This is a genomic window from Pseudoalteromonas sp. MEBiC 03607, assembly GCF_004792295.1.
In the GTDB taxonomy this organism is placed as follows: Bacteria; Pseudomonadota; Gammaproteobacteria; order Enterobacterales; family Alteromonadaceae; genus Pseudoalteromonas; species Pseudoalteromonas lipolytica_C.
On record NZ_SRRY01000001.1, the window covers coordinates 1,400,750 to 1,424,848 of the forward strand.

General features: G+C 41.2%; 26 protein-coding genes and 1 riboswitch. Of the genes, 17 read left to right on the forward strand and 9 right to left on the reverse strand.

Annotated features, from left to right (window positions below):
• The first annotated feature begins 10 nt into the window (after positions 1 to 10).
• The 10 genes from E5N72_RS06365 (at position 11) to ung (ending at position 8,692) form a co-directional block, all read left to right on the forward strand.
• Entirely contained in the window at positions 11 to 628 is a 618-nt protein-coding gene (locus E5N72_RS06365; protein WP_135923702.1) for a histidine phosphatase family protein, read from the forward strand.
• 12 nt (positions 629 to 640) lie between these two features.
• A riboswitch (cobalamin riboswitch) is annotated at positions 641 to 779 on the forward strand.
• Positions 780 to 859: 80 nt separating this feature from the next.
• A complete protein-coding gene (locus E5N72_RS06370; protein ID WP_135923703.1) occupies positions 860 to 1,690 on the forward strand; it encodes an ABC transporter ATP-binding protein in 831 nt (276 codons plus the stop codon).
• The gene (locus tag E5N72_RS06375) at positions 1,683 to 2,672 is read left to right on the forward strand and encodes an iron ABC transporter permease (protein WP_240704503.1); all 990 of its coding nucleotides are present in this window, start codon (positions 1,683 to 1,685) and stop codon (positions 2,670 to 2,672) included. The genes E5N72_RS06370 and E5N72_RS06375 overlap by 8 nt, the downstream gene beginning before the upstream one ends.
• Positions 2,673 to 2,675: 3 nt before the next feature.
• A complete protein-coding gene (gene cobT, locus E5N72_RS06380) occupies positions 2,676 to 3,737 on the forward strand; it encodes a nicotinate-nucleotide--dimethylbenzimidazole phosphoribosyltransferase (RefSeq protein ID WP_135923705.1) in 1,062 nt (353 codons plus the stop codon).
• Position 3,738: 1 nt separating this feature from the next.
• Positions 3,739 to 4,545 carry an adenosylcobinamide-GDP ribazoletransferase gene (locus tag E5N72_RS06385; RefSeq protein WP_135923706.1) on the forward strand — a complete coding sequence of 269 codons (807 nt, stop codon included), beginning with the start codon at positions 3,739 to 3,741 and terminating at the stop codon, positions 4,543 to 4,545.
• Positions 4,542 to 5,069, forward strand: a complete 528-nt coding sequence (gene cobU / locus E5N72_RS06390) for a bifunctional adenosylcobinamide kinase/adenosylcobinamide-phosphate guanylyltransferase (protein ID WP_135923707.1) — start codon at positions 4,542 to 4,544, stop codon at positions 5,067 to 5,069. The genes E5N72_RS06385 and cobU overlap by 4 nt, the downstream gene beginning before the upstream one ends.
• A complete protein-coding gene (locus E5N72_RS06395) occupies positions 5,069 to 6,553 on the forward strand; it encodes a cobyric acid synthase (protein WP_135926243.1) in 1,485 nt (494 codons plus the stop codon). The genes cobU and E5N72_RS06395 overlap by 1 nt, the downstream gene beginning before the upstream one ends.
• Positions 6,554 to 6,562: 9 nt before the next feature.
• Positions 6,563 to 7,162, forward strand: a complete 600-nt coding sequence (gene cobO / locus E5N72_RS06400) for a cob(I)yrinic acid a,c-diamide adenosyltransferase (protein WP_135923708.1) — start codon at positions 6,563 to 6,565, stop codon at positions 7,160 to 7,162.
• Position 7,163: 1 nt separating this feature from the next.
• The gene (locus E5N72_RS06405; RefSeq protein ID WP_135923709.1) at positions 7,164 to 8,021 is read left to right on the forward strand and encodes a cobalamin-binding protein; all 858 of its coding nucleotides are present in this window, start codon (positions 7,164 to 7,166) and stop codon (positions 8,019 to 8,021) included.
• Entirely contained in the window at positions 8,018 to 8,692 is a 675-nt protein-coding gene (gene ung / locus E5N72_RS06410) for a uracil-DNA glycosylase (protein ID WP_135923710.1), read from the forward strand. Before E5N72_RS06405 ends, ung begins: the two co-directional genes overlap by 4 nt.
• Positions 8,693 to 8,728: 36 nt before the next feature.
• Here ung and E5N72_RS06415 read toward each other — a convergent pair whose 3' ends face one another.
• Together E5N72_RS06415 and tal are read right to left on the reverse strand one after the other, a co-directional pair.
• Positions 8,729 to 8,920, reverse strand: a complete 192-nt coding sequence (locus E5N72_RS06415; RefSeq protein ID WP_135923711.1) for a DUF3545 family protein — start codon at positions 8,918 to 8,920, stop codon at positions 8,729 to 8,731.
• Between the two features lie 186 nt (positions 8,921 to 9,106).
• On the reverse strand, positions 9,107 to 10,057 hold the full coding sequence (tal, locus tag E5N72_RS06420) for a transaldolase (protein ID WP_135923712.1): 951 nt from the start codon (positions 10,055 to 10,057) through the stop codon (positions 9,107 to 9,109).
• 221 nt (positions 10,058 to 10,278) lie between these two features.
• Between tal and yaaA the strand changes: the two genes are divergently transcribed.
• Together yaaA and E5N72_RS06430 are read left to right on the forward strand one after the other, a co-directional pair.
• Entirely contained in the window at positions 10,279 to 11,058 is a 780-nt protein-coding gene (gene yaaA, locus E5N72_RS06425) for a peroxide stress protein YaaA (protein ID WP_135923713.1), read from the forward strand.
• A gap of 129 nt (positions 11,059 to 11,187) precedes the next feature.
• Positions 11,188 to 12,123, forward strand: a complete 936-nt coding sequence (locus E5N72_RS06430; RefSeq protein ID WP_135923714.1) for a mechanosensitive ion channel family protein — start codon at positions 11,188 to 11,190, stop codon at positions 12,121 to 12,123.
• 87 nt (positions 12,124 to 12,210) lie between these two features.
• Here the strand turns inward: E5N72_RS06430 and E5N72_RS06435 are convergent, their stop codons facing one another.
• From E5N72_RS06435 to E5N72_RS06460, 6 genes are all read right to left on the reverse strand, one after another.
• Positions 12,211 to 13,005: a DUF3800 domain-containing protein gene (locus E5N72_RS06435; protein WP_135923715.1), complete on the reverse strand. Its 795-nt coding sequence runs from the start codon at positions 13,003 to 13,005 to the stop codon at positions 12,211 to 12,213.
• 340 nt (positions 13,006 to 13,345) lie between these two features.
• Positions 13,346 to 14,575 carry a phosphoglycerate dehydrogenase gene (gene serA, locus E5N72_RS06440; RefSeq protein ID WP_135923716.1) on the reverse strand — a complete coding sequence of 410 codons (1,230 nt, stop codon included), beginning with the start codon at positions 14,573 to 14,575 and terminating at the stop codon, positions 13,346 to 13,348.
• Between the two features lie 14 nt (positions 14,576 to 14,589).
• The gene (gene rpiA / locus E5N72_RS06445) at positions 14,590 to 15,243 is read right to left on the reverse strand and encodes a ribose-5-phosphate isomerase RpiA (RefSeq protein ID WP_135923717.1); all 654 of its coding nucleotides are present in this window, start codon (positions 15,241 to 15,243) and stop codon (positions 14,590 to 14,592) included.
• A gap of 53 nt (positions 15,244 to 15,296) precedes the next feature.
• A complete protein-coding gene (locus E5N72_RS06450; protein WP_135923718.1) occupies positions 15,297 to 15,893 on the reverse strand; it encodes a 5-formyltetrahydrofolate cyclo-ligase in 597 nt (198 codons plus the stop codon).
• Between the two features lie 13 nt (positions 15,894 to 15,906).
• The gene (locus E5N72_RS06455) at positions 15,907 to 16,458 is read right to left on the reverse strand and encodes a hypothetical protein (RefSeq protein ID WP_135923719.1); all 552 of its coding nucleotides are present in this window, start codon (positions 16,456 to 16,458) and stop codon (positions 15,907 to 15,909) included.
• 118 nt (positions 16,459 to 16,576) lie between these two features.
• Positions 16,577 to 18,094, reverse strand: a complete 1,518-nt coding sequence (locus E5N72_RS06460; RefSeq protein ID WP_135923720.1) for a carboxypeptidase — start codon at positions 18,092 to 18,094, stop codon at positions 16,577 to 16,579.
• A 244-nt stretch (positions 18,095 to 18,338) separates the two neighbouring features.
• On the opposite strand from E5N72_RS06460, the gene E5N72_RS06465 reads away from it, so the two are divergent.
• The 4 genes from E5N72_RS06465 to E5N72_RS06480 all read left to right on the forward strand — a co-directional run bounded on the left by E5N72_RS06465 (position 18,339) and on the right by E5N72_RS06480 (position 21,649).
• A complete protein-coding gene (locus E5N72_RS06465; RefSeq protein WP_135923721.1) occupies positions 18,339 to 19,568 on the forward strand; it encodes a response regulator in 1,230 nt (409 codons plus the stop codon).
• 181 nt (positions 19,569 to 19,749) lie between these two features.
• Positions 19,750 to 20,088, forward strand: a complete 339-nt coding sequence (locus E5N72_RS06470; RefSeq protein ID WP_054554260.1) for a P-II family nitrogen regulator — start codon at positions 19,750 to 19,752, stop codon at positions 20,086 to 20,088.
• 9 nt (positions 20,089 to 20,097) lie between these two features.
• Positions 20,098 to 21,327, forward strand: coding sequence for an ammonium transporter (locus E5N72_RS06475; protein ID WP_135923722.1), 1,230 nt, complete (start codon positions 20,098 to 20,100; stop codon positions 21,325 to 21,327).
• 160 nt (positions 21,328 to 21,487) lie between these two features.
• The gene (locus E5N72_RS06480; RefSeq protein WP_135923723.1) at positions 21,488 to 21,649 is read left to right on the forward strand and encodes a YqaE/Pmp3 family membrane protein; all 162 of its coding nucleotides are present in this window, start codon (positions 21,488 to 21,490) and stop codon (positions 21,647 to 21,649) included.
• On the opposite strand, the gene E5N72_RS20710 is transcribed toward E5N72_RS06480, so the two are convergent.
• On the reverse strand, positions 21,606 to 21,896 hold the full coding sequence (locus tag E5N72_RS20710) for a hypothetical protein (RefSeq protein WP_240704553.1): 291 nt from the start codon (positions 21,894 to 21,896) through the stop codon (positions 21,606 to 21,608). The two genes, E5N72_RS06480 and E5N72_RS20710, sit on opposite strands and share 44 nt — an antisense overlap.
• A 4-nt stretch (positions 21,897 to 21,900) precedes the next feature.
• Between E5N72_RS20710 and mrcB the strand changes: the two genes are divergently transcribed.
• Positions 21,901 to 24,057 (forward strand): penicillin-binding protein 1B, encoded by a 2,157-nt coding sequence (gene mrcB / locus E5N72_RS06485; RefSeq protein ID WP_240704541.1) that lies wholly within the window; start codon positions 21,901 to 21,903, stop codon positions 24,055 to 24,057.
• Positions 24,058 to 24,099: the final 42 nt, after the last annotated feature.

Below are 24,099 nucleotides of genomic sequence, written 5' to 3' on the forward strand. Positions count from 1 at the left end.
GAGGAACATTATGGACGCATTTACTTCACGAGTTTATTTTCTTCGCCATGGCGAAATTGCCACACCGGGTATTCTTTCTGGGCAAATCGATGTTGATTTATCAAAGCATGGTCTTGAACAAATGCGCCAAGCCTCTGCTGAACTGTTGAATTTAAATGCTATATATAGCTCACCGCTAAAGCGTTGCTCAGTCTATGCTGATTTTTTAGCAAATCAACACACATTGAATGTTCAGTATTTCAATGCGCTGAAAGAGTTTAATTTTGGTGATTGGGATGGCCAAGACTATCAGCAGCTTTGGCAGCAAACCAGTAAACCTCATATCGGTGATTTTTGGCAGCATCCTTGGCAGGTAAAAGTACCCAATGGTGAATCAATGGCTGACTTTTACGCAAGGGTAGAAGCTTGGTGGCAAACGTTTTTAAACTCATTGAGTGAAACTAAACATACTCAGTCATTGGTAATCAGCCACGCTGGTGTAATTAAACAAATTCTTGCTATTGTTTGCCAGATGCCAAAACAGTCAGCCACGCATTTAAATGTTTTTCACCTCCCTTATGCGGGACTTGTTACACTCGATGTATATATAGATGAACAAGGAAAAACTTGGCCAAAAATTGTTTTTTAGCCATCTAGAGTGATATTCATTGAATTATTTACTTAGCCCGCCATAATACACATATGCTATGGAATGGAGTGAAATTCTCCAGCTGTTCCCGCAACTGTAATCCATCATAAGTATGGTCAGCCAGATACTTAGCACTAACAATTAATCATCGAGCGGGTAAACTCACGTCATTTTCTGGTACTTATCAGTGCTTTCTTGTGCGTTGTGGTTGCTCGCCAAGAGAGAACAAGCTTGCAACAAACTAGCCACGGCTCTGCGCCATTAATATCAGTCTCTGATTTAAGTTGGGGTATTGCGAATAAAACAATACTTAAATCAATTAGCCTTGAGTTAAAAGCTGGGCAGTTTATAGGTTTACTTGGCCCTAATGGTGCAGGTAAATCAAGCTTACTGCGTTGTCTTTATCGTTACTTGAAACCTCAGCAAGGGGCTGTGTTGCTAAACGGTGAAGATATCTGGCAAATCAGTGCTGATGAGTTTGCAAAGCAGGTTGCTGTAGTTTTACAAGAGTCTCCATCGCAGTTTAATTTGTCTCTGTTCGACGTGGTGAGTTTAGGGCTAACACCTCATAAGCGACTTTTCAGCGGCACGTCTATTAACGATAAGCAGCGAATATATCAAGCGATTGAGCAGGTTGGTTTGTCTCATCATAGTGAGCAAGCATTCGACTCGCTCTCTGGTGGTGAAAAGCAAAGAGCACTCATTGCACGTTCTATCGTACAGCAACCTAAGCTTTTGATCATGGATGAGCCTACCAGTCATCTTGATGTTAAATACCAAATTCAAATAATGGAATTAGCAAAGTCCCTCGATGTGACTGTGCTTGCCTCTTTTCATGACTTAAATCTTGCAGCGAGTTTGTGTGATGAATTACTGGTAATTGACGAAGGGCAATTGGTTTGTCAGGGGCAACCAAAAGCGGTGCTTACTGAGCAGCTGTTGAGCGATGTATTTGGTGTCTGCGCTGCGGTGTCTGCTCATCCGCAATCAAACACCGATAAGTTTATCCCGCATATAACTTATTTTTATGGCTATCAGACACAGGAGCATCAAAATGACTGATGCAATGCGTTTAAGTATCTGTGCTGTTGTTGGGCTTATTAGTTGTTTTTTCGCTCTGAGCTTTGGTGCTGCAAACACACCATTGAGTGAGGTACTAAATGGCCTGTTTAGCCAAGGTGGTGATGAATTCGTGCAGCGGATTATTTGGCAGTTACGCATGCCAAGAACGGTGCTGGCATTTTTAGCAGGATCTGGACTGGCTCTTGCGGGATTAATTTTGCAAACCGTAACCCGAAACCCGCTTGCTGATCCTTACTTGTTTGGTATCTCTTCAGGGGCTTCATTTGGTGTGGTGTGCTTTATAGCCCTTACTGGTGTGAGTTTTGGCTTTAGTATGTCAGTTGCTGCATTTGCCGGAAGCTTACTCTCAATGCTGTTGCTCATTGCTATTGCTGGGCGTCGACATGTTGGTCAAGTTGAAGCCATGTTACTTGCCGGCGTTGCTTTATCCTTCTTATTTAGCGCTCTGACTAGCCTGCTGCTTTATTTTAGTGATCCTCAAGCAATTACAGCTATTTTATTTTGGACAATGGGCAGTTTTTCTCGGGCGCAGTGGGGCACTCTTTGGCTGCCGTTTACCGTTATTATTGCCTGTATGACTTTGATGATTGCATTTCGTCGTCAGCTTAATGCAATGCTACTTGGCGATGAAAGTGCTGCGACTTTGGGGATTCATGTCCAACGCTTTCGGATCATGATGCTGCTGCTAAGTTCATTAATTACAGCGGTGCTTGTTGCTCTATGTGGAGGCGTTGGTTTTGTAGGTCTGATGATCCCGCATATTGTGCGCTACTTTTCGCCGCAAGGCAGCAGTCATAACTTAGTCATGACATCCTTGGTCGGTGGCATTTTTATGGTGTGGGTAGATGTGTTATGCCGAACCTTATTGAATAACCAAGAATTACCCGTTGGTGTGATCACTGCAGCTATCGGCAGCGTGTTCTTTTTATTCTTACTTTATTTTCGTAAACAGAGCAGGTAGCTAATGTTTAATATCATGCCAATTAACCAGCAGTTTTCAGCTGTAATACAACAAAAGATAGACCTTAAAACGAAGCCGCTTGGTGCTTTAGGTCAGCTTGAGAGTTGTGCTAAACAATTAACGCTTATTTTTTCAAAGCAGCTTGATAGTGAGCAGGCGCTACTTGCCTTTAAACCAGTTATTTCAAAGCCTTCTCTGGTTGTATTTGCAGGCGATCATGGTGTGGCAAGTCAAGGTGTGTCAATTGCTCCTAGCACTGTTACATCACAAATGGTGGCAAACTTTGCAGCTGGAGGCGCTGCAATCAATGTATTTTGTCGCCAGCTTGGTTGGCAGCTCGAAGTTGTCGATGCCGGAACACTCACTACAGCACATGATAAAAGTGTGCATAACCAGCGTTTAGGTGAAATCACTGCCCCACTGAATACTGAAATGGCCATGTCTCGTAGTCACGTTGAAAAAGGGTTTGAATTAGCAAAGCAGCGAGTTCATTCACTCTATGAGCAAGGCAGCAATACTATTGCGTTTGGAGAGATGGGTATTGGTAATACTACAAGTGCTGCGGCATTAATGGCTGCTTTGTTGTCCTTACCTGCCAACCAATGTGTTGGTAAAGGCACAGGTGTGAGTGATGAGGTTATAGCTAAAAAAATCAAGGTTGTGGAGCAAGCCCTCCAATTGCATCAAGCTCATTTTAGCGACCCACTAATGACACTCGCTGCATTAGGTGGTTTTGAAATTGTTCAGATCACCGGTGCCATTTTAGCTGCTGCGGAGCTCGGCATGGCGGTGATCGTGGATGGCTTTATTTGTACTGCAGCAGCGCTTGTTGCAACTCGCATTAATGCAAACGCTCGCGATTACATGTTATTTGCCCATGCCTCTGATGAGCAAGGGCACAAAACAATGCTTAATGCCATGCACGCATCACCTTTATTACAGCTAGATTTACGTTTAGGAGAAGGCACAGGTGCTGCGCTTGCCTTACCTTTACTGCAAGCATCTTTGGCGTTTTACAATGACATGGCAAGTTTTGCCGATGCCAATGTTGAGCAAGTAGTTTGATATGAGCACGGAACAACACACTTCAAACACGACCCCAAGTCAGCTTCAGTTATTTTTACTGGCGCTCAGCTTTTTAACGCGTATACCCGTTAAATTAAACTTTGCAGTATCGAATAAGGCGCTCAATCAGGCCAGCCGTTATTTTGCATTGGTCGGAGTATTATTAGGCGCAATTTTAGCGTTAAACTTTTTGCTGCTAAGTTGGTTATTCACCGCAGCCATTGCAGTCGCGTTAGTTATGGCGTTTAGCTTGATAATCACAGGGGCATTTCATGAAGATGGGCTTGCTGATGTCTGGGATGGCTTTGGTGGCGGTTGGCAAGTTGCAGATAAGCTCAACATTATGAAAGATAGTCGCTTAGGCACCTATGGTGCTGCGGCGCTTGTGATGGCTTTATTAGTTAAGTACCAAACACTTGTCGCACTTAGCGAAGTAACCAGTGCTCTGATTATTGCACTTGTTTTAGGACAAAGCTTAAGCCGGGTTGTGGCAACAAGTTTAATTGCAGATATGGACTATGTAAGTCAGGACGCCACATCTAAAGTAAAACCAATTGCGATGTATTTAAGCACGCAAAGTTATCAAATACTGCTAGCAACTGGCTTTGCTGTGTTAGCAATAGCATGGTTGTTTTTTGGCTTCACTCTAGGGCAATTATTAATACTCGTCAGTGTGCTTTTTGTTACTCGTTTACTATTGAAGCGCTGGTTTGAAAAGCAGTTATCTGGCTACACCGGTGATTGCTTAGGTGCTGCCCAACAAGTATCTGAGCTTGTTACCTACTTATGTCTAGTGAGTATGTTATGAGCCAATCACACACCTTAATTTTAGGCGGTGCTCGCAGCGGTAAAAGCCGTTTTGCTGAGCAGCTGGCAATAAATTCAGACAAGCCGCTTATCTACATTGCCACAGCAAATGCGGGTGATGAAGAAATGACAGCCCGAATTAATAGGCATCAAGCAGAGCGCGCTAAGCATTGGCAACTTGTCGAAGAGCCTTTGTATTTGGCTAAAGCACTACAACTACATAGCCAAGCTGAAAACTGTATTTTAGTGGACTGTTTAACCTTGTGGTTGAGTAATTGCTTATGCCAGCAGGGTGAAGCATTTTGGCTTGAGCAAAAAGCGGCCTTACTCGATGTGCTATCGCAATTGCCGGGTGAGGTGATTTTTGTCAGCAATGAAGTGGGTCATGGCATTGTTCCGCTCGGTGAATTAAGCCGTCAGTTTGTTGATCATTCAGGTTGGTTGCATCAAGCCTTAGCACAGCAAGTTGCGCGTGTTGAGTTTGTGATTGCAGGTCTTGCACAAACCTTAAAAAGAGAACAATGATGAAAACAATAATGGTGCAAGGCACAACTTCAGATGCAGGCAAAAGTACCCTTGTTGCAGCACTTTGTCGGATCTTTGCAGAGCGAGGCATAAAGGTTGCACCTTTTAAGCCACAAAATATGGCGTTAAATAGCGCCGTAACAGCAGATGGTGGCGAGATAGGCCGAGCACAAGCTTTGCAAGCTGTAGCGGCAAAAGTGCCCGCAGAAGTCGATTTTAACCCTATCTTATTAAAACCTAACAGTGATACTGGGGCGCAGGTAATCGTTCATGGTAAAGCGCTTTCGAATATGGAAGCGGACAGTTATCACGACTACAAAAAAGTGGCGATGGATGCGGTTCTTACTTCGCAGCAGCGTTTAAGTGAACGTTTTGAATTACTGGTTGTTGAAGGTGCTGGGAGCCCTGCAGAAATAAACCTGCGCGAAAACGACATTGCCAATATGGGTTACGCTGAGGCGGTAGATTGTCCGGTGATCATTATCGCCGATATCGACAAAGGCGGCGTGTTTGCTCATTTAGTCGGAACATTAGCGTTACTGTCTGACTCAGAGCAAGCGCGCGTTAAAGGCTTTGTGATTAACCGTTTTCGGGGCGATATTGCGCTATTACAAGGCGGCCTTGATTGGTTAGAGCAATACACCAATAAGCCTGTGCTTGGGGTGTTACCTTATTTACATGACTTAGCACTAGATGCTGAAGATGCCGTTGCTATAAGCAATCAGGTAGATAAACCACAATTGCGCATAGCAGTGCTATTGCTACCTCATATTAGTAATCACACTGACTTTGATGCACTGCGATTACAACCAGAAATTGATTTACAGTATGTACGTCATACCCAGGCTATTCCAAGTGTTGATCTGATTATTATTCCGGGCAGTAAAAATGTCCTTAGCGACTTAGCGTTTTTAAAAAATGAAGGTTGGCACACACAAATAAAACGTCATTTACGCTATGGCGGTAAAGTGCTCGGAGTATGTGGTGGGCTGCAAATGTTAGGCAACTATCTTGCTGATCCACATGCTGTGGAATCTAATTTAGGCAGCGCTGAAGGACTCGGACTTGCTGACTTTGAAACGCAATTAGGGCAACAAAAAGTATTAAGCCAAGTCTCTGGCATTCTTCACTTAAACAATCGCGATAAAGCAATTTCAGGTTATGAAATTCACGCCGGGATTAGTCAAGGGCCGGCACTTGATAAGCCATTTTTGAGTTTTAATGAACACCCAAGTGGATTCAAAGTAGATGGTTTTATTAGTGATGATAACCAAGTAGCAGGTACTTACTTACATGGCTTGTTCGATACCCCTGAAGGCGTATCTGAGCTAATAACTTGGCTTGCACCAAATAGCCAAATTAAGCCGATTGATATTAACTTAAACCGTGAACAGCAGTTAAGCCGTTTAGCCAATGTGGTAGCAGAGAATCTCGATATTGAACAAATCATCAATATTTATGAGAACTTCAACTTAGAGTCATAAGGAACAACAATGAGCGAACAGAATCAAGATAAGCACCAACAGCGCCAGCAAAAAGTAAAAGAAAAAGTCGATGAACGTATTGCTGCTGCGCAAAAAGAGCAAGGTATTTTTCAGGTCATAACTGGTAATGGTAAGGGCAAATCTACCTCTGGATTTGGTACTGTCGCACGCGCTGTTGGTCACGGAATGAAAGCAGCTGTGTGTCAGTTTATTAAAGGGACTTGGGAGTGCGGTGAGCGTAACCTACTCGAAAAAGCAGGGGTTGAATTTGTTATTATGAACACCGGTTTTACCTGGGAGACACAAAACAAAGAGTCAGACACCGCAGCTGCCCAAGTGACATGGCAAGAAGCGAAAAGAATGCTCAAGGATGAGTCGATTAACCTCGTTATGCTAGACGAAATAACCTATATGATCACTTACGGCTATATTGACTTAGACGAAGTGCTAGAGGCAGTAAGCTCTCGACCAGCCATGCAATCGGTGATTATTACAGGACGTGGTGCACACCGTAAATTGACCGACTTGGCTGACACAGTCAGTGAAGTTAGAAACGTAAAACATGCTTTTGATGCTGGCATTAAAGCGCAAAAAGGGTTCGATTATTAACATGAAAACCATCAAGTTTGCACTCTTAGGTTTTTTATTAAATTTACCCGCACTTGCACACGCTCATGAAATTAAAGAGCCACAGCGTATTGTTGCTTTAGCACCGCACATTGTTGAAAACCTGTTTGCGATAGGTGCTGGCGATCGTATCGTTGGTACGGTTGATTTTGCTGATTACCCTGCACAAGCGAATGATATTGAACGTGTTGGTGGATATTACGGCGTCAATATGGAAAAGTTACTGTCACTTAAGCCAGATCTTGTTTTAGCGTGGAAGACAGGAAATAAAGCTGATGACCTCGCTTATATCGAAAAGCTAGGCATTCCTGTTGCTTATAGTAATCCGGATCAAGTTGATAATGTTGCTGATGAATTACGTAAGCTCGGCACGCTTACGCATTTACAAACTAAGGCAGATAAGGTGGCCAATGAGTTTGCAGCTAAACTCAATGCAATTCGTGCCTCTCAGCAAGGTAAAAAAGCCGTGCCTGTTTTTTATCAATTATGGCCAGAGCCGATGATGACAATTGGTGGAAATACCTGGATCAATCAGCTTTTAACTATTTGTCATGCTGAGAATGTGTTTGCTAATAGCGATACTGATTACCCGCGCATTAGTATTGAAAATGTATTGGTTGCTAAACCTGAGGCGATTATTATTCCAGACGAAAAATCTAAAAAGCCGCAACCGAAGATAGACTGGCGTCAATGGCCTGAACTGCCGGCAGTGCAGCATAACCAGTTTATTAGTGTGAACGCAGATCTATTGCATCGTTTTACAACCCGTATGCTAGATGGTTTAAGCGATATGTGTGGTAAAATAGACATTTCTCGTCAGCAAATACAGGCTTCAAAATGATCGATTGGCAAACATTTCTAGATACCGAGCTTGCTAAACCCTACATGCAAGAAACCTTGCAATATGTAGCTGATAGACGCGCAGCAGGTGTGACCGTTTATCCAAAAGATGAGCAGGTATTCTCAGCTTTTGATGCCACACCACTGAGCGAAGTCAAAGTGGTTATTTTAGGGCAAGACCCTTATCACGGAGAAGGCCAAGCCCATGGTTTGTGTTTTTCGGTATTGCCGCAGGTTAAAAAACTACCGTCATCATTAAAGAATATATACAAGGAACTAGCCACAGATATTGATGGGTTTGAAATACCCCACCATGGTTACTTGCAAAGTTGGGCAGAGCAAGGAGTGTTTTTACTTAATACCGTACTTACTGTTGAACAAGGGCAGGCTCATTCTCATAAGCAGCTTGGCTGGGAGCAATTTACCGATGCAGTGATTGCGCTTATTAATCAACACTGTGAAGGTGTGGTGTTTATTTTATGGGGCGCGCATGCACAGAAAAAAGGTAAACATATTGATACCTCGCGTCATCATGTGATCCAAGGTCCGCATCCGTCACCGCTTTCTGCTCATCGAGGTTTTTTTGGTTGTCAGCACTTTTCTAAGACAAACCAAATACTTATTGATCAAAACAAAAAACCGATCAATTGGTCATTACCACAAATTTTATAACAGAAACGTAAAAGGCCCATAATAAGGGCCTTTATTTTACAAAAAATCTAATTCGTCTATGTCAATACTGTCAGTAAAGTAATCAAGCTCCTTTAGTTCTTTACGTAATCTGTGTTTATCTTTTAACGCTTCGATTTCGCGCCATTTTCTTTTTTTATTTTTTGTGGAGGTCTTTTTTGTTTTACCAGGACCTTCTAATATTTCTAAAATATCGTCTAGGCTATCCATGAACTTCTCCCATTTATTTTTTGAACCTCGGAAATACGTATACCATAGGCAAGGTAAAAATAGAACAAAAAAGTGACGATAATGTTACAGAACTGTGATTGATAGATGAATAGATCAAGGAATTAGTTATTTCAGAAACAAAAACGCCACCGGGCGGTGGCGTTTTAAAAAATGCTGTAATTTGAATTACATTGCTTTAAAACGAGCTTCTAATTCAATTTGTGCTTCTGCGAACGAGCGAATACCTTCAGCGAGCTTTTCTGTTGCCATTGCATCTTGGTTATGTAACCAACGGAACTGGCTTTCAGTCAGTGGTGCTGGTTTTTCTTCAACAGTAAAGTCGTTATCTAGCAGGTATTCTTGTGCATCAGTTAGTTGGCCTAGCTCTTCTAAAAGTGCAGGGCTAATGGTTAACTTATCACAACCTGTAAGCGCGATGATTTCGCCTGTATTACGGAAGCTTGCGCCCATTACCACTGTTTTGTAATCGTGACGTTTGTAGAATTCGTAGATACTACGAACCGATTGCACACCAGGATCGTTCAGTGGATCAGTTGGTTTTTCCATACCGTTAGCAACATGCCAGTCTAGGATACGGCCAACGAATGGTGAAATTAAAAATACGTTAGCATCGGCACATGCGCGAGCTTGTGCTTCAGAGAATAACAGCGTTAAGTTACACTTAGTGCCTTCTTTCTCTAATTGCTCAGCGGCTTTGATGCCTTCCCACGTTGATGCAACTTTGATCAGGATTTTATCTTTGCTCACACCTTCTTTTTCGTACAGGCTCAATAAAGTGTGGGCTTTATCGATTGTCGCTTGCGTATCAAATGATAAACGCGCATCTACTTCTGTTGAGATATAACCTGGAACAATTTCACTGATTTCTTTACCAATTAAAACAGCAAAGTAATCACAAGCTAGCTCAAGTTGTTTAGCTGCATCTTGCTCGGTTTCTTTGGCATATTGCCACGCTTTATCTAAATAAGGCTTGTACGCTTCAATTTCACTGGCTTTTAAAAGTAAAGACGGATTAGTTGTCGCATCTTCTGGTTGGTGCTTTTTGATAGCTTCGATATCACCTGTATCTGCAACAATAGATGAATGCTGTTTAAGCCTTTGTAGTGCTGAAGTCATTTGCTTTCCTCATTCCAAGCAAGTTAAAAGAATATCCATTATAGCCGCCTTTATGCTGCAACACTATGACAGTGTTTAATAGGTCAAATGTCCTTAATATAGAAAACTAGAACATTATGTATGAAAGAGCAGCGGATAAAGGTAGGACGAAACAAAACGTGCATTTTGATTCAATTAATGTTGAAATTGACATCAAATAAATTACAAGTCAATAGCTAAGTATGATCACTGTTATTTCACCTGCAAAGAATTTAGATTACGAAACCCCAGCCACGACCGATAAATTCACTCAACCTGAATTACTCGAGCATAGCGAAGAGTTAATGTCAGTTTGCCGTGATTTAACACCAGCGCAAATTGGTAGCCTAATGAAAATCAGTGATAAATTAGCTGGTTTAAACGCAGCACGATTCGCCGAGTGGTCGCAGCCATTTACGCAAGATAACGCAAAACAAGCCGTGTTGGCTTTTAATGGCGATGTGTACGGTGGTTTAGATGCACAATCATTAACCAGTTCAGACCTCGATTACGCGCAGTCACACTTACGTATCTTGTCTGGCCTTTACGGGGTGCTGAAGCCGTTAGATTTAATGCAGCCTTACCGTCTTGAGATGGGTACTAAACTTGAAAACCCACGTGGTAAAAACTTGTATCAGTTTTGGGGCAGTGTCATCGCCGAAAAGCTTAATACGGTACTTGCTGAGCAAGGTAGTAAGTATTTAGTAAACCTTGCTTCGAACGAGTATTTTAAAGCAGTTGATAAAAAAGCGTTAAATGCGCAAATCATTACGCCGCATTTTAAAGACTGTAAAAACGGCCAATATAAAGTGATCAGCTTTTATGCGAAAAAAGCCCGCGGCATGATGGCGCGTTACATCATTGAAAATAAAATTACCCAATTGAGTGATTTAAAAGATTTCACCGTTGCAGGTTATTACTTTAGTAGCGATGCAACAGCAAAAGAATTAGAGCCTGTTTTCTTACGCGAAGAGCAGAACTAATTTTTAGCAAAATGAATTAGAGAAGCCGTGCTTAGCACGGCTTTTTTTATGGTTTTAATACACCCAATTAGAAATGGCGCTTATCTTGCAAAAAAACCTGTTGAGTAATTAATTCATCAAGGTATAAAAATGTTAAAAATTCCGACAGTAAGTGAAGCTGAAAAGCTAATAGAAGAAAAACTCGGTGGTTGGATTGATATCATCATAAGCCATATTCCAAACTTTATTGTCGCAGTAGTTATAACCATTGTATTTTCATTGCTGGCGCGTCTTGTTGGTTCAATGCTCAGAAAGCTATTACGTCGCTCATTAGAGTCTTCGCAAATAGCGGACTTAATGTCATCAATAGCAAAGGTTATTGTGCTATGTGTAGGCTTATTTGTAGCCCTTGATTTCTTGGGGCTTAGAGGCACAGTCACCTCTTTACTTGCTGGTGCAGGTATTGTTGGTCTTGCGATTGGTTTTGCCTTTCAGGACATGACAGAGAACCTGATAGCGGGTATTGCTATGGGTATTCGCAAACCATTTAAAACTGGCGATGTTATTCGCACCGAAAGCGTGTTTGGTACTGTACGGGCGATTAACCTTAGAAACACCCTCATTGAGAACTTTTATGGGCAACTTATCTTAGTCCCTAACAAGATTTTATTTAGAAATATACTAAGTAACTACAGTACCTTAGGTGTGCGTCGTATCGAAGTGCCTGTTGGTATTTCCTATGCCGATGACCCCGAGCAAGCCGCAGAGGTGATTGTTAAAAAAATCAATGAGTTTGATTTTGTAATTAAGCAAGAAGAAACCGCTGTTTACGCCGAAAGCTTTGGTGATAGTAGCGTTAACTTACTAGTTTGGTTTTGGATTAAATACCCCGGCGAAGCGGATTTCATGACAGTACGCCACAAGGCTGTTGTGGCAGTTAGAAACGCCCTAAGCGAAGCTGACATGACTATCCCATTCCCAATTCGCACGTTAGATTTTGGTATCAAAGGCGGCGAGAAATTAAATGCCATGATAAGCGAAAAACATCAAGATAAAGACGCAGAAGCACAAGCGGCTGGTGAGTAAAATTTACTGACTCATCGGCGTGATTTACACAGGGAAGTGTGGTTGAGGGGGCTTATTCACAAAGAAAGTGATAGTAATAAAGTAAAGTCATTTGTTAATTCTCATATAATACTCAAACTCCTCTCTACTTATATTAGCTATTGAAAAGTTCGGTATAACTTGCTTTGTTGCTGGAATAGCTCTCGTTTCCAAAGGGAAGTGCCAAATATTAAAGTCATTGTTCGGCATTGTATCGTAGGCTAGAGAATCCCAACCTAGAAGACTCGCCATTTTACTTATAGCTATTTTCTTAGCTAGCTGCATCTGTGCCGAAGGATTAAAAAACAATTGATAACTGCTGTTAACTGCGCCAGTTAATATGTCTACTGTTTGTAAGCCCCAGTGATATTTAGAATCTTCCATTGCAACATGATGTACTTTTGAAGATGTTGGCAGCTTCGCTAACATGTGATTTGTTACTATCTGCATTACTTCATTTTGTTTTGAATAAGAACTAGATTTTTGATCTGCAAAGACAGTTATTTTTGCATTTTTTGAACGGCTACTCTCACGGATGAGGAAATCATAAGTCGTGTAAAAAGCTGCCTCCTCATTGCTATGCCACTTTCTATAAGGTTGTTTAAATACTGCTATAGCATGAAATGAGACAGGACTAATTAATATGAATCTCAATATATCTATACATAAATTTATCTGACCCGCACTTTTCCTAACTTTTTCCCATTTTATTTCACCTTGCAGGCCGCTTTTATCGTAAATGTCAGAAATCTTTTGATTGAATTCTGCGAAGTAGTTCTTGGGAATGGCAATTATACCTATCGTGTAGCAGGGGCAGCCTTTTGAGGTGCCACTTTCATCGGCAAATGCAAATATTTCATCCATGACTCAAATTCCTTTTGACTCTCAATAATTTGGTTGTTTATAAATTGCACAAATAAATAATAAAACACTTTTAACAAATTAACTAAGGAATTACTACCAGATAGTTATCTTCAGTAGCTAATGTTCGCGCGAAATAAATTTCACGCCTACTCTAAAGCATTTCACCACAACAAAGGGTATACAATCGGCTTATAGCTGAAAGCTCAAGGCTTACAGCTCCAACATTGTGCTGGTTTTCGCTGCGTTCAAACCAGCCTACGAGCTCCTTTGTTAAAGTTTTGTCCTACAAAAAAAGCGCAAGCAGTTTAACTGTTTGCGCTTTTTTTCGATATGCCAATGATTAGTGAAGGATACGTGCTCTGATTGTACCTTCAACAGCACTTAGCTCTTTAAGAGCGACTTCTGATTGGTCTGTATCGACATCAATTACAACGTAACCAATCGCTTCGTCAGTTTGTAAGTACTGGGCTGCAATGTTGATACCGTGCTGTGCGAACGCTTGGTTAATTTGCGTTAGAACACCTGGGCGGTTGTGGTGTACGTGTAACAAACGGCTGCGGTTTGCAAGTTCAGGCAGTGATACTTCAGGGAAGTTAACTGCAGTAATGGTTGAACCATTATCTGAGTATTTAGCAAGTTTGCCCGCTACTTCAATACCGATATTTTCTTGTGCTTCTTGTGTTGAACCACCAATATGTGGCGTCAAAATCACGTTATCGAACTCGCGTAACGGTGATACAAACTCTTCATCATTTGACTTAGGTTCTACAGGGAATACATCGATTGCAGCACCGCTTAGCTTGTTTTCACGAAGTGATTCAGCCAGTGCATCAATATCAACAACTGTTCCGCGAGAAGCGTTAATTAGAATAGCGCCTTGCTTCATTACTTCAAGCTCTGCCATACCAATTAGATTCTTCGTTTGCGGTGTTTCTGGTACGTGTAAGCTAATAACATCAGCACGCTGTAATAACTGAGTTAGGTTATGAACTTGCGTTGCGTTACCGAGTGTTAGTTTGTCTTCAATATCGTAAAACTCAACGTTCATACCGATATTTTCTGCCATGATACCTAGCTGTGTACCAATGTGGCCGTAACCAATAATACCTAAGGTTTTACCACGCGCTTCAAATGAACCGTTGGCTGATTTTAACCAACCGCCACGGTGTGCTAGGGCATTACGCTGTGGAATACCACGAAGTAATAATAAGATTTCACCAAGTACTAATTCTGCAACAGAACGAGTGTTTGAGAATGGTGCGTTAAATACCGCAATACCACGCTCACGGGCACCTTGCAGGTCGACTTGGTTAGTACCGATACAGAAGCAGCCGATAGCGACTAGCTTTTCAGCTGCTTCTAATACCGCTTCACTAATATGAGTGCGAGAACGAAGGCCTACAAAGTGCACATCTTTAATGCGCTCGATGAGCTCGTCTTCAGGTAAGGAAGTTTTTACGTAATCAATATTACTGTAGCCATTACGTTTAAGCGTTTCTACAGCACTTTGGTGCACGCCTTCCAGCAAGAGAATTTTAATTTTGTCTTTTGCTAACGATACCTTACTCATATCCTCATTCCTATTTACTTTATTTGCGGCCCATTTTTGGTGCCGATAATGACTTTATCTGCACCGCGATGGGCAAATAAGCCGTTTGTTACTACACCAACAATCTGGTTGATTGTTAGCTCTAATTCTTTGGCATTGCTGATGTCTAAATTGTGCACATCTAAAATGACGTTGCCGTTATCAGTTACAACACCTTCACGGTAAACTGGATCTCCACCTAGTTTTACAAGCTCGCGAGCTACATAACTGCGTGCCATTGGGATCACTTCAACTGGAAGTGGAAATGCGCCTAATGTTGCAACTTCTTTTGATTCATCAACAATACAAACAAATTGTTTTGCTACCGCTGAAACGATTTTCTCGCGTGTTAGCGCAGCACCACCGCCTTTGATCATTTCGTTATGTGGGTTGATTTCGTCTGCGCCATCAACATACACATCAAGGCTTGATACGTCGTTTAACTCAAACACTTCAATACCGAGTGCTTTTAACTTTTCAGTAGAAGCTTCAGAGCTTGAAACTGCACCAACAATGGTGTCTTTTACTGTACCAAGTGCATCAATAAAATGATTCACTGTAGAGCCTGTACCTACACCAACAATGGTGTTTTCATTTACAAACTCGAGTGCTGCCCAGGCAGCGGCTTTTTTTAATTCATCTTGCGTCATAATTATGTGCTCAGTTAGCTATCAGAGAGGTCTATAGTATACAAAGAGTTTGCTTACCATTGGTAGATTTTCTCTGGGGTTATAATGTGTTTTAACGGTACATCCCACGATTCAATAGGTAATGCAGCTACATGCTGACATTGATGCGCAAGACCGATTAATATCGGTTTTTGCCAATTTTCTTGGTAATACCGAGCCAACGTTTTGTCATAAAACCCACCGCCCATTCCTAAACGGTTACCTTGATCGTCAAATGCCACTAATGGCATAAGTAAAATATCAAGCTTGTCTAAAGGACATATTTGACTGCAATTCAACTTGGGCTCCAAGATACCATAGCGATTAACAGTCATGGGTGAATTTTCTTCATACCTCTGAAAGTATAAAGTTGTACCGTTGAAGGGATGAATAATAGGTAGGTATAAAGAGTGTTTTTTTTGCCATAAATCTTTAATTAACAATGATGTGTCAAGCTCTCCATCATTGCTAAAATAGATGCCTATACGCGCTTTTTGAGGAGTTTCTAATGATTTTATGTGTTGAGTAAATTTCATTTTAAGCGTAATTGCTGAATTTTTTTGCTGCTCTTCGGTCAGTGAATTACGCTTTTTTCGGATAGATTGTCTAATTTCTGTTCGTGTGTTGCTCATGTCAATATATACATCAACTTTCTAAGAAAGAGAAAAGCTCAGGGAATAACTCCACAATACCAAGAATGATCAATAAAACAATCACCATCGCAATCAAAGAGTAGAGTAGGGTATTTGAGCGTTTTTTTACAGGTTCAGCGAGTTCTTCATCAAGTAGAAGCTCATCATCTTGCCAGCTTTCATCTTGATCGCTATTACTGCTCTTTTCAACATCAGGTAAACGTTGTTCTAAGTCATCGAGCTTTTCTTCTAGGCGGATCAAACTACTAGTGATGTAATCAAGCGCATCAAATATACGTTCATCACGTTGCTTTGCATCTAGGCTGCTAGTGGATTGCGATTGGCTAAGAGGTTGTAGCTTTGCTTTTATACCTACACTGGCTAATAGCTTCGCTTGCTTAAGAGCCTTTTCTTGCTCGCAAGGAGCGAATATTGGCTTATGCTCGAAAAATCCAGCTACTTTGTTTGTGCTGGTTTTAAGCTTGCTAGCTAGTTGCTCTGTGGCATGTGTTTGATCAATACCAGCCTCAAGTCCTGCAAACATCACACGAAATTTGTCTGCCATCTTTTAGTTATCCTAATCCTTAATGTAGATAACAAAAGTATAAACCTAAATAGATCAATGGATAAACAAAAGCCCGTACAAAACGGGCTTTTTCTTTATAAATGAACAAAATATTTATTTAGTATTTTGCTGCTTTGCCTTCAGCTGGCAACGAGTTAAGGATAAACTCGCGTAGATCATTATTTGAAGACTCAAGATCTGCATGACGTAAATACATCATGTGTCCGCTGCGATAACCCTTAAAGCTTAGGCGATCTTTCATTTTACCACTTGGGTCTAATTGCCACATTGTGTACTTAGCATCAAAGTAGTTAGTTGCACCATCATAGTAACCTGATTGAATCATTACATTTAAGTAAGGGTTTTGCGCCATTGCTAAACGTAAGTTTTCGCCGGTATTGTTGCCGCTGCGATCCCACGGGTGAACATTACCAAATAGGTTATATTTGATATCTGTTTTGTAGTTAAGCTCTTCACGTAGGTAATAGTTAATTGCTGGCGTGAATGAGTGTAACCATGAGGTAAGCTCAGCCCAGTAATCTGGTGACTCACCAGCATCACGTTTATCAATACCTAGATAACGAGAGTCTAAACGACCAACAGTTTGACCGCGGTCACGTAATAATTCTTTCCAAAAGAAATTAGTTGGAATATCAAGGTTGTTTTGCTCAACAAACTTCTCAGATAAGCCTGCGTATTTTGCTGCTTGTTTGATAATTGCACGCTTTTCATCTGCAGGTAAAAAGCCTCCTTTAGCAATTGCAGGTAAGAACTTATTTACGGTGAACTGTTCTACTTCAGGAAGTAACTCGTCTAAGTCTTTTGCTTGTAAATCTGCGCTGAGGGCTTTGTGGTACCAAGCTGTTGCTGCAAAGTAAGGTAGGCGGTTAGCTGCTTCTACGGGGCCTTCACGTTTAATACCAATCTCAGTTGGTGAAACTAAAATAACGCCGTTGATATACATCCATTGGCGGTTTTGTAATTCGTGCGCAAGACCTGATACACGTGTTGTACCATAGCTCTCACCAATTAAAAACTTAGGTGAGCGCCAGCGCTCGTTGCGAGAAACAAAGGTATTTAGCCACTCTGCTAAGTATTTGATGTCAGCGTTAACACCAAAAAACATTTTTTGCTGATCTGATTTACTAGGCAGCTCACCCTTTTCGTTTTCAAGTACACGTGAATAGCCGGTATTAACCGGGTTGATATAAACAATATCTGCTACGTCTAAAATTGAATAAGGGTTATCTTTTACGCCATAAGGTTGAACAGGGTAGCCTTCGTCATCAATTTTTAATACACGTGGTCCAGTATAAGCAAGATGCATCCACACTGATGCAGAACCTGGGCCACCGTTGAACGAAAATACCAGAGGGCGTTTTGTTCTATCGTCTACTTTGTCACGGGTATAATAAGTATATTGCAACGTTGCAACGGCATTGCCTTGCTCATCCCAAACGGGTTGCGTACCAGTGGCGGCGGTATATGAAAAGCGCTCGCCGTTAATGCGTGCTTTATGCTCTGTCACTACTTTGCTGTCGACATCAATGCGACGTGCGTTATCTGCAAAGCTAGGAGTGCTAAAGGTCAGTGTCAGTGCTGTTACCGATAAGCCAATAAAACTAACTAGTTTCATGTTGATTCCTTATTATTCGATTTATAGCTATTAAAAATTAAAGCTAACTCGATGACAAACTAATGAGACTAGTAACCAATATTCGCTGTTGAAGTGGAAATTAACCGAAAATCATGAGCAAATAACAAAAAAATCCTTTTTTTTACTAAAGATAATTTGCTTAATTATTTAGCTAGATTGAAAAATGGCGTATATTTAGCGTGTTTATAATCTGTGCACGTGCGCTTAGAAAAGAGAAGTTATAATGCAAAGAGTGTTAGTTGTTGAAGACAGTAAGGTCGTGCAGCAAGTGTTACGTCACTTGGCTGCTCACTATCTCGATGTCGCTGTCGACTTTGCGTGGTCCCTAAAAGAAGGGATAAATTTAATTGCTGAACACGATTATACTTTAGCATTGGTCGATTTAACCTTGCCAGATGCAATGAATGGTGAAGTGGCTAAGTACACGCTTTCAAAGAATATTCCGACCGTTGTCTTGACCTCTAAAATTGATGAGTACATCCGCCAACAAATGTTAGAGCTTGGTGTGGTTGATTATGTCGTTAAAGATAATCGTGATTCGTACCATTACGCAATAAAGTTAGTTGCACAATTACTCAGAAACGATGGTAGTAAAGCGCTGGTGGCCGATGACTCAGTATTGAGCCGCACTTTAATGAAGCAAATGCTCGAAAAGCAATTATTTGCAGTGAGTGATGCCCAAGACGGTGAGCAAGCGTTGCAAATGCTCAAAGACGACCCAGAAATTAAATTGTTACTTACTGACTATGCAATGCCAACAATGGATGGTTTTGAGTTGGTTAAAGCGGTGCGTAATTTCCGCGGCCGCGATGACTTAGCCATTATTGGTTTGTCGGGGGCTGGTAAGCATGGTTTATCGGCGCGCTTTATTAAATACGGCGCTAATGACTTTTTAACAAAGCCATTTATGAATGAAGAGTTTCATTGCCGTGTTATGCAAACCATGGAACAACTCGCTCTAATAGCCGATATTAAAGAAAGTGCATATCGCGACCATTTAACAGGCTTACACAATAGACGCTATTTTTATCAATACGCCGAAAAAATATTAAAGAATGTTGAACAAGAGAATGTTTTAGCCTTGCTTGATATTGATTACTTCAAGAATGTTAATGATCAATTTGGTCACGAAGCGGGTGATCAGGCGCTTAAGCAAGTCGCATCATTCTTAAAAGCAAAGTTTGATGATTTTACCGTGGCACGTATTGGTGGTGAAGAATTTGCAGTTGTGCTCAATAATATGGATCTAAAAAAGGCTGAGCAGCGATTAAATACATTTAGAGAGCAGTTAGCCAGCCATGCCTTTTCTATTAATGGCGAGCCTTATTCATTGACCATGAGTATTGGTATGACTCCATTTCAAAAAGTGTCGTTAACAGCTGCTATGCGTATTGCAGATAAAGCGCTATATCAAGCCAAGCAACACCAGCGAAATTGCTTAGTTATTCAATAATTGAGTAAATTGCACCAGCTCAGGTTAATTGTTAATAAAATGCACCATATGGGTGCATTTTTTTTGTTCAAAAACCAATGTTAAAATATAAATCATTGAATATTAATAATAAAAAATAGTGGCACAAAGGTTGGATTACATACACCAACAGGATAACAATAAGCGTCCGAAGGGGGCCACTATGAAAATGATTAGTGCAATAATAAAGCCATTCAAACTTGATGATGTGCGTGAAGCACTGGCTGATTTAGGCATTGAGGGGATGACAGTTGTCGACGTTAAAGGCTTTGGCCGTCAACGTGGTCACACTGAACTATATCGTGGAGCTGAATACCAAGTCGATTTTATTCCAAAAATCAAACTTGAAATTGCAACTCGTAGCGAAAATTGTCAACGCGTTGTTGAAACCATCACAAAAATTGCTTCAACAGGCAAAATTGGTGACGGCAAAATTTTTGTTTACGACCTAGACCAAATCGTCCGTATTCGTACAGGCGAACTTGATGAAGAAGCAATTTAAGGGGGAATTATGGAAAACACGATTGTAGAGTTGAAGTTCTCGCTCGACACATTTTACTTTTTGATGTCGGGTGTTTTAGTAATGTGGATGGCGGCTGGTTTCGCTATGCTAGAAGCAGGTTTAGTGCGTGCAAAAAATACAACAGAAATACTAACCAAAAACGTAGCACTATTCTCTATTGCCTGCACTATGTTTTTATTAGTGGGTTACAACATCATGTATGTTGATAACGCAGAAGGTGGTTTTATCCCTTCATTTGGTGCATTAATTGGCACTCAAGCTGCTGATGCAGATCACTCTTTAGAGTCTGATTTCTTCTTCCAAGTTGTGTTCGTAGCAACGGCTATGTCAATCGTATCTGGTGCGGTTGCTGAGCGTATGAAGTTATGGGCATTCTTAATTTTCACTGTTGTTTTAACTGGTTTCATTTACCCAATCGAAGGTTACTGGACTTGGGGCGCAGGCTTCTTATCTGAAATGGGCTTTGTTGACTTTGCTGGTTCTGCAATTGTTCATGGCGCAGGTGCAGCAGCCGCTCTTGCAGGTGTGCTTTTCCTAGGTGCTCGTAAAGGTAAATATGGCAAAAACGGTGAAATCTACCCAATTCCTGGTTCTAACCTACCGTTAGCAACACTAGGTACATTAATCCTTTGGATGGGTTGGTTTGGCTTCAACGGTGGTTCACAACTGCTTATCTCTGACGCTGAAAATGCAACAGCAGTAGGTAAAATCTTCGTTAATACTAACGCTGCCGCTGCGTGTGGTGCAATTGCTGCACTTATGGTGTGTAAAGTACTTTGGGGCAAAGCCGATCTAACTATGGTGCTTAATGGTGCATTAGCTGGTCTGGTAACTATTACAGCTGAGCCTGCATCACCAACTCCATTACTTGCTTGTTTACTGGGTCTACTTGGTGGTTCTTTGGTTGTATTTAGCATCGTTGCACTTGATAAAGCTAAAATCGATGACCCTGTAGGTGCTATCTCTGTACACGGTGTATGTGGTGCTTTAGGTATTATGTTAGTACCACTTTCAAACTCAGATGCAACCTTCGTTAATCAGTTGATTGGCTTAGTATGTATCTTAGGATTTGTGTTCATCGCGTCATCAATCGTATGGGCAATTCTAAAAAATACTATGGGTATCCGCGTTACCGAAGAAGAAGAACTAAACGGTATGGATCAACATGACTGTGGTATTGATGCGTACCCTGAGTTTGTATCAGTTCGCAGTAACTAATCTTTGTGCGTGTTTTTACACGCACAAAAACAAATCATTGTGTGTTCAAATCAAAGCTCTACTTAGGTAGGGCTTTTTTGCAATTAAATAAGTCTTTTCTGATAGGCGATTTAGTCAATTATTAGCTATGCTTTAGGTTCCAATCTAACAAGGAAAAATTATGGATAACAAACTGTTGCTTATTATTATCTCGCTATTTTTACCGCCTGTTGCGGTATTTTTAAAAGCGGGAGCAGGTAAAGATTTAATCATTAACATTATTTTATGTTTTATCTTTTTTATTCCTGCCGTAATTCATTCGCTATGGTTGTGCACACGCTAACCGAGTTTAAGTGACTGTTAATTTTACAGGTGTTAATATTGCCTAGCTTGTCCTGTAAAATTAACTGATCAATAGCGAACTCAATGGCTGATAAAAAAACACCTGCAAAAAAGTCGTCATCAAAAACTAAAGCGGCATCTTCACGCTCTTCTTCTAAGCGTAAAAATTCACCTAAAAATGCTACTAAAGCGGGGATTTTAAGAAAGCTTTGGTCAATATTTTGGAAGCTTTCTTTAGCAGTTGTCATTGCTATGACACTGTACCTTATTTACCTTGATGCCAAAATTACCCGCCAATTTGAGGGGAATAAGTGGCAGTTACCAGCCCAAGTCTATGCGCGTGCAATGAGTTTTTATCCTGGACAATATTTATCCCAGCAAGAAGTTATTTGGGAGTTAAACCGCTTAAATTACTCTTCAGTAAATAAACTCAGCCGTACAGGTCAGTATGTTAAATCTGCTAACAGCATTAAAGTGTATCGCCGTGAATTTGAATTTTATGACGGCCTTGAAGATGCACACGTTATTGAGCTGCGTTTTTCGGGACAAAAGTTAGCAACCATTAAAGATAAATTTGGTCGCCGTTTGAATAGCGCACGGTTAGAGCCAGTACAAATTGCACGTATCGGCAATGACTCAAAGCAAGATCGTGAGTTTGTACCGCTTGATAAATTTCCGCCAATGCTAAAAGACACCTTGCTGGTGGTTGAAGACCGTAATTTCTATGACCATCACGGCGTTTCGGTGTGGTCAATTATGCGTGCTTTGTATAGCAATATCAAAGCAGGGCGTACCGTACAGGGCGGCAGTACTTTAACTCAGCAGTTAGCAAAAAATATCTACTTAACTCGTGAGCGCTCTTTGGTACGTAAATTTAATGAGGCGCTAATTGCCTTAATTCTAGATTACCGCTACAGCAAAGATGAAATTTTAGAGGCCTACCTCAATGAAGTGTATTTAGGTCAGTCTTACAATCAAGGTGTTCATGGTATGGGCCTAGCCGCTGAGTTTTATTTCTCAAAACCTGTGGATGAACTTGAATACGACCAAATTGCGTTGTTAGTTGCTATGGTAAAAGGGCCATCGTATTACAATCCGCGCCGTTATAGTGAGCGCGCAATGGAGCGCCGTGATTTAGTGCTGCGATTAATGGTTGAAAACAAGCTTATTGATACACGTGAATATCGCGCGGCATTAAAACGTCCTATTGATATTGCACCAATGAAAGACAGCCTGCAAAAGTCGTATCCGGGTTACTTAGAATTAGTTAACCGAGAATTAAAGCGCCTACTACCAGATCAGCAAGTGTTAGATGCCGGAGTACGTGTCTTTACCTATTTTGACTTACAAAAGCAAACGGCTATGGAAGAGTCGATTGAAGCAAGCTTGCCGTATCTTGAAAGACGCCCTAAAACAGAAGATCTTGAGGCAGCGATGATCTCTGTTAATGTTGAAAAAGGTGGAGTGTCGGCGCTAGTTGCAGGCCGTGACGTACGTTATTTTGGCTTTAACCGTGTACTAGATACCAAACGTAATATTGGCTCATTAGTTAAGCCAGCAGTATATTTAACGGCATTTGAAAGTGGTCAGTTTAATGTTGCCACTTTAGTGGATGACTCACCACTGCAAGTGACTAACGAACAGGGCAAAGTATGGCAACCAGAGAACTTCGATAAGCAGTTCCGCGGACCAATGCCACTATACAAAGCATTTAGTAACAGTATAAATATTCCTGCGGTTAACACGGGTCTTGATGTTGGTGTAGATAAAGTGGCTGATACCTTGAAGCGTTTAGGTGTAGAAGGGCGTATTGATCAATATCCATCATTACTTTTAGGTGCACTTGAGCTTTCTAGCTTTGAAGTCGCGCAGCTTTATACAACGCTTGCTGCAGATGGTCAGTACCGCGAGTTAACGTCTATTTCAGCACTGACAGACTCAGTAGGTAAAGTGCTTTATAAACATGATGTCACCTCACAAAAACGCTTTGACGATGCATCAATCTACATGACCAAATATGCAATGAAACGAGTGACCAAAGACGGTACAGCAAAGCGTTTAAATGCCCACTTTCCATCAATTCAGCTTGCTGGTAAAACAGGTACCAGTAATGACTTGCGCGATAGCTGGTTTGCAGGTTTTGACCAAAACACAGTTACTGTTGCATGGATTGGTCGCGACGATAACAAGAGCACTGGTTTAACAGGCAGTGTTGGTGCACTAGAAGCCTATATTCGCTACCTTAAACCACTCAATCCTGAAGCTATAGCAGATACACGCCCAGCTTCTATTCGTTGGGCCTTTATTAACGAAGAAACCGGCCTGCAAGCGCCTCCTGGATGCGGCAAGGTTGTACAGCTTCCAATTCGTGCCAGCGAGTTTGAGCCAAGGCCTAATTGTCAGCGTTAAACTTGGCCCTGAAACTATTTAGCTCAATGTATAATTGAGCTA

Excerpts from the sequence above, each read along its gene's own strand:
- E5N72_RS06470 (WP_054554260.1), top strand. The coding sequence starts at position 19,750 with ATGAAAATGATTAGTGCAATAATAAAGCCATTCAAACTTGATGATGTG.
- rpiA (WP_135923717.1), bottom strand. The coding sequence starts at position 15,243 with ATGACGCAAGATGAATTAAAAAAAGCCGCTGCCTGGGCAGCACTCGAG.
- E5N72_RS06430 (WP_135923714.1), top strand. The coding sequence starts at position 11,188 with ATGTTAAAAATTCCGACAGTAAGTGAAGCTGAAAAGCTAATAGAAGAA.
- E5N72_RS06435 (WP_135923715.1), bottom strand. The coding sequence starts at position 13,005 with ATGGATGAAATATTTGCATTTGCCGATGAAAGTGGCACCTCAAAAGGC.
- E5N72_RS06480 (WP_135923723.1), top strand. The coding sequence starts at position 21,488 with ATGGATAACAAACTGTTGCTTATTATTATCTCGCTATTTTTACCGCCT.
- ung (WP_135923710.1), top strand. The coding sequence starts at position 8,018 with ATGATCGATTGGCAAACATTTCTAGATACCGAGCTTGCTAAACCCTAC.
- mrcB (WP_240704541.1), top strand. The coding sequence starts at position 21,901 with ATGACACTGTACCTTATTTACCTTGATGCCAAAATTACCCGCCAATTT.
- E5N72_RS06460 (WP_135923720.1), bottom strand. The coding sequence starts at position 18,094 with ATGAAACTAGTTAGTTTTATTGGCTTATCGGTAACAGCACTGACACTG.
- E5N72_RS20710 (WP_240704553.1), bottom strand. The coding sequence starts at position 21,896 with ATGACAACTGCTAAAGAAAGCTTCCAAAATATTGACCAAAGCTTTCTT.
- E5N72_RS06455 (WP_135923719.1), bottom strand. The coding sequence starts at position 16,458 with ATGGCAGACAAATTTCGTGTGATGTTTGCAGGACTTGAGGCTGGTATT.
- cobO (WP_135923708.1), top strand. The coding sequence starts at position 6,563 with ATGAGCGAACAGAATCAAGATAAGCACCAACAGCGCCAGCAAAAAGTA.
- E5N72_RS06375 (WP_240704503.1), top strand. The coding sequence starts at position 1,683 with ATGACTGATGCAATGCGTTTAAGTATCTGTGCTGTTGTTGGGCTTATT.
- tal (WP_135923712.1), bottom strand. The coding sequence starts at position 10,057 with ATGACTTCAGCACTACAAAGGCTTAAACAGCATTCATCTATTGTTGCA.
- E5N72_RS06450 (WP_135923718.1), bottom strand. The coding sequence starts at position 15,893 with ATGAGCAACACACGAACAGAAATTAGACAATCTATCCGAAAAAAGCGT.
- yaaA (WP_135923713.1), top strand. The coding sequence starts at position 10,279 with ATGATCACTGTTATTTCACCTGCAAAGAATTTAGATTACGAAACCCCA.
- E5N72_RS06365 (WP_135923702.1), top strand. The coding sequence starts at position 11 with ATGGACGCATTTACTTCACGAGTTTATTTTCTTCGCCATGGCGAAATT.
- E5N72_RS06415 (WP_135923711.1), bottom strand. The coding sequence starts at position 8,920 with ATGGATAGCCTAGACGATATTTTAGAAATATTAGAAGGTCCTGGTAAA.
- E5N72_RS06395 (WP_135926243.1), top strand. The coding sequence starts at position 5,069 with ATGAAAACAATAATGGTGCAAGGCACAACTTCAGATGCAGGCAAAAGT.
- cobU (WP_135923707.1), top strand. The coding sequence starts at position 4,542 with ATGAGCCAATCACACACCTTAATTTTAGGCGGTGCTCGCAGCGGTAAA.
- E5N72_RS06475 (WP_135923722.1), top strand. The coding sequence starts at position 20,098 with ATGGAAAACACGATTGTAGAGTTGAAGTTCTCGCTCGACACATTTTAC.
- serA (WP_135923716.1), bottom strand. The coding sequence starts at position 14,575 with ATGAGTAAGGTATCGTTAGCAAAAGACAAAATTAAAATTCTCTTGCTG.
- cobT (WP_135923705.1), top strand. The coding sequence starts at position 2,676 with ATGTTTAATATCATGCCAATTAACCAGCAGTTTTCAGCTGTAATACAA.
- E5N72_RS06385 (WP_135923706.1), top strand. The coding sequence starts at position 3,739 with ATGAGCACGGAACAACACACTTCAAACACGACCCCAAGTCAGCTTCAG.
- E5N72_RS06465 (WP_135923721.1), top strand. The coding sequence starts at position 18,339 with ATGCAAAGAGTGTTAGTTGTTGAAGACAGTAAGGTCGTGCAGCAAGTG.
- E5N72_RS06405 (WP_135923709.1), top strand. The coding sequence starts at position 7,164 with ATGAAAACCATCAAGTTTGCACTCTTAGGTTTTTTATTAAATTTACCC.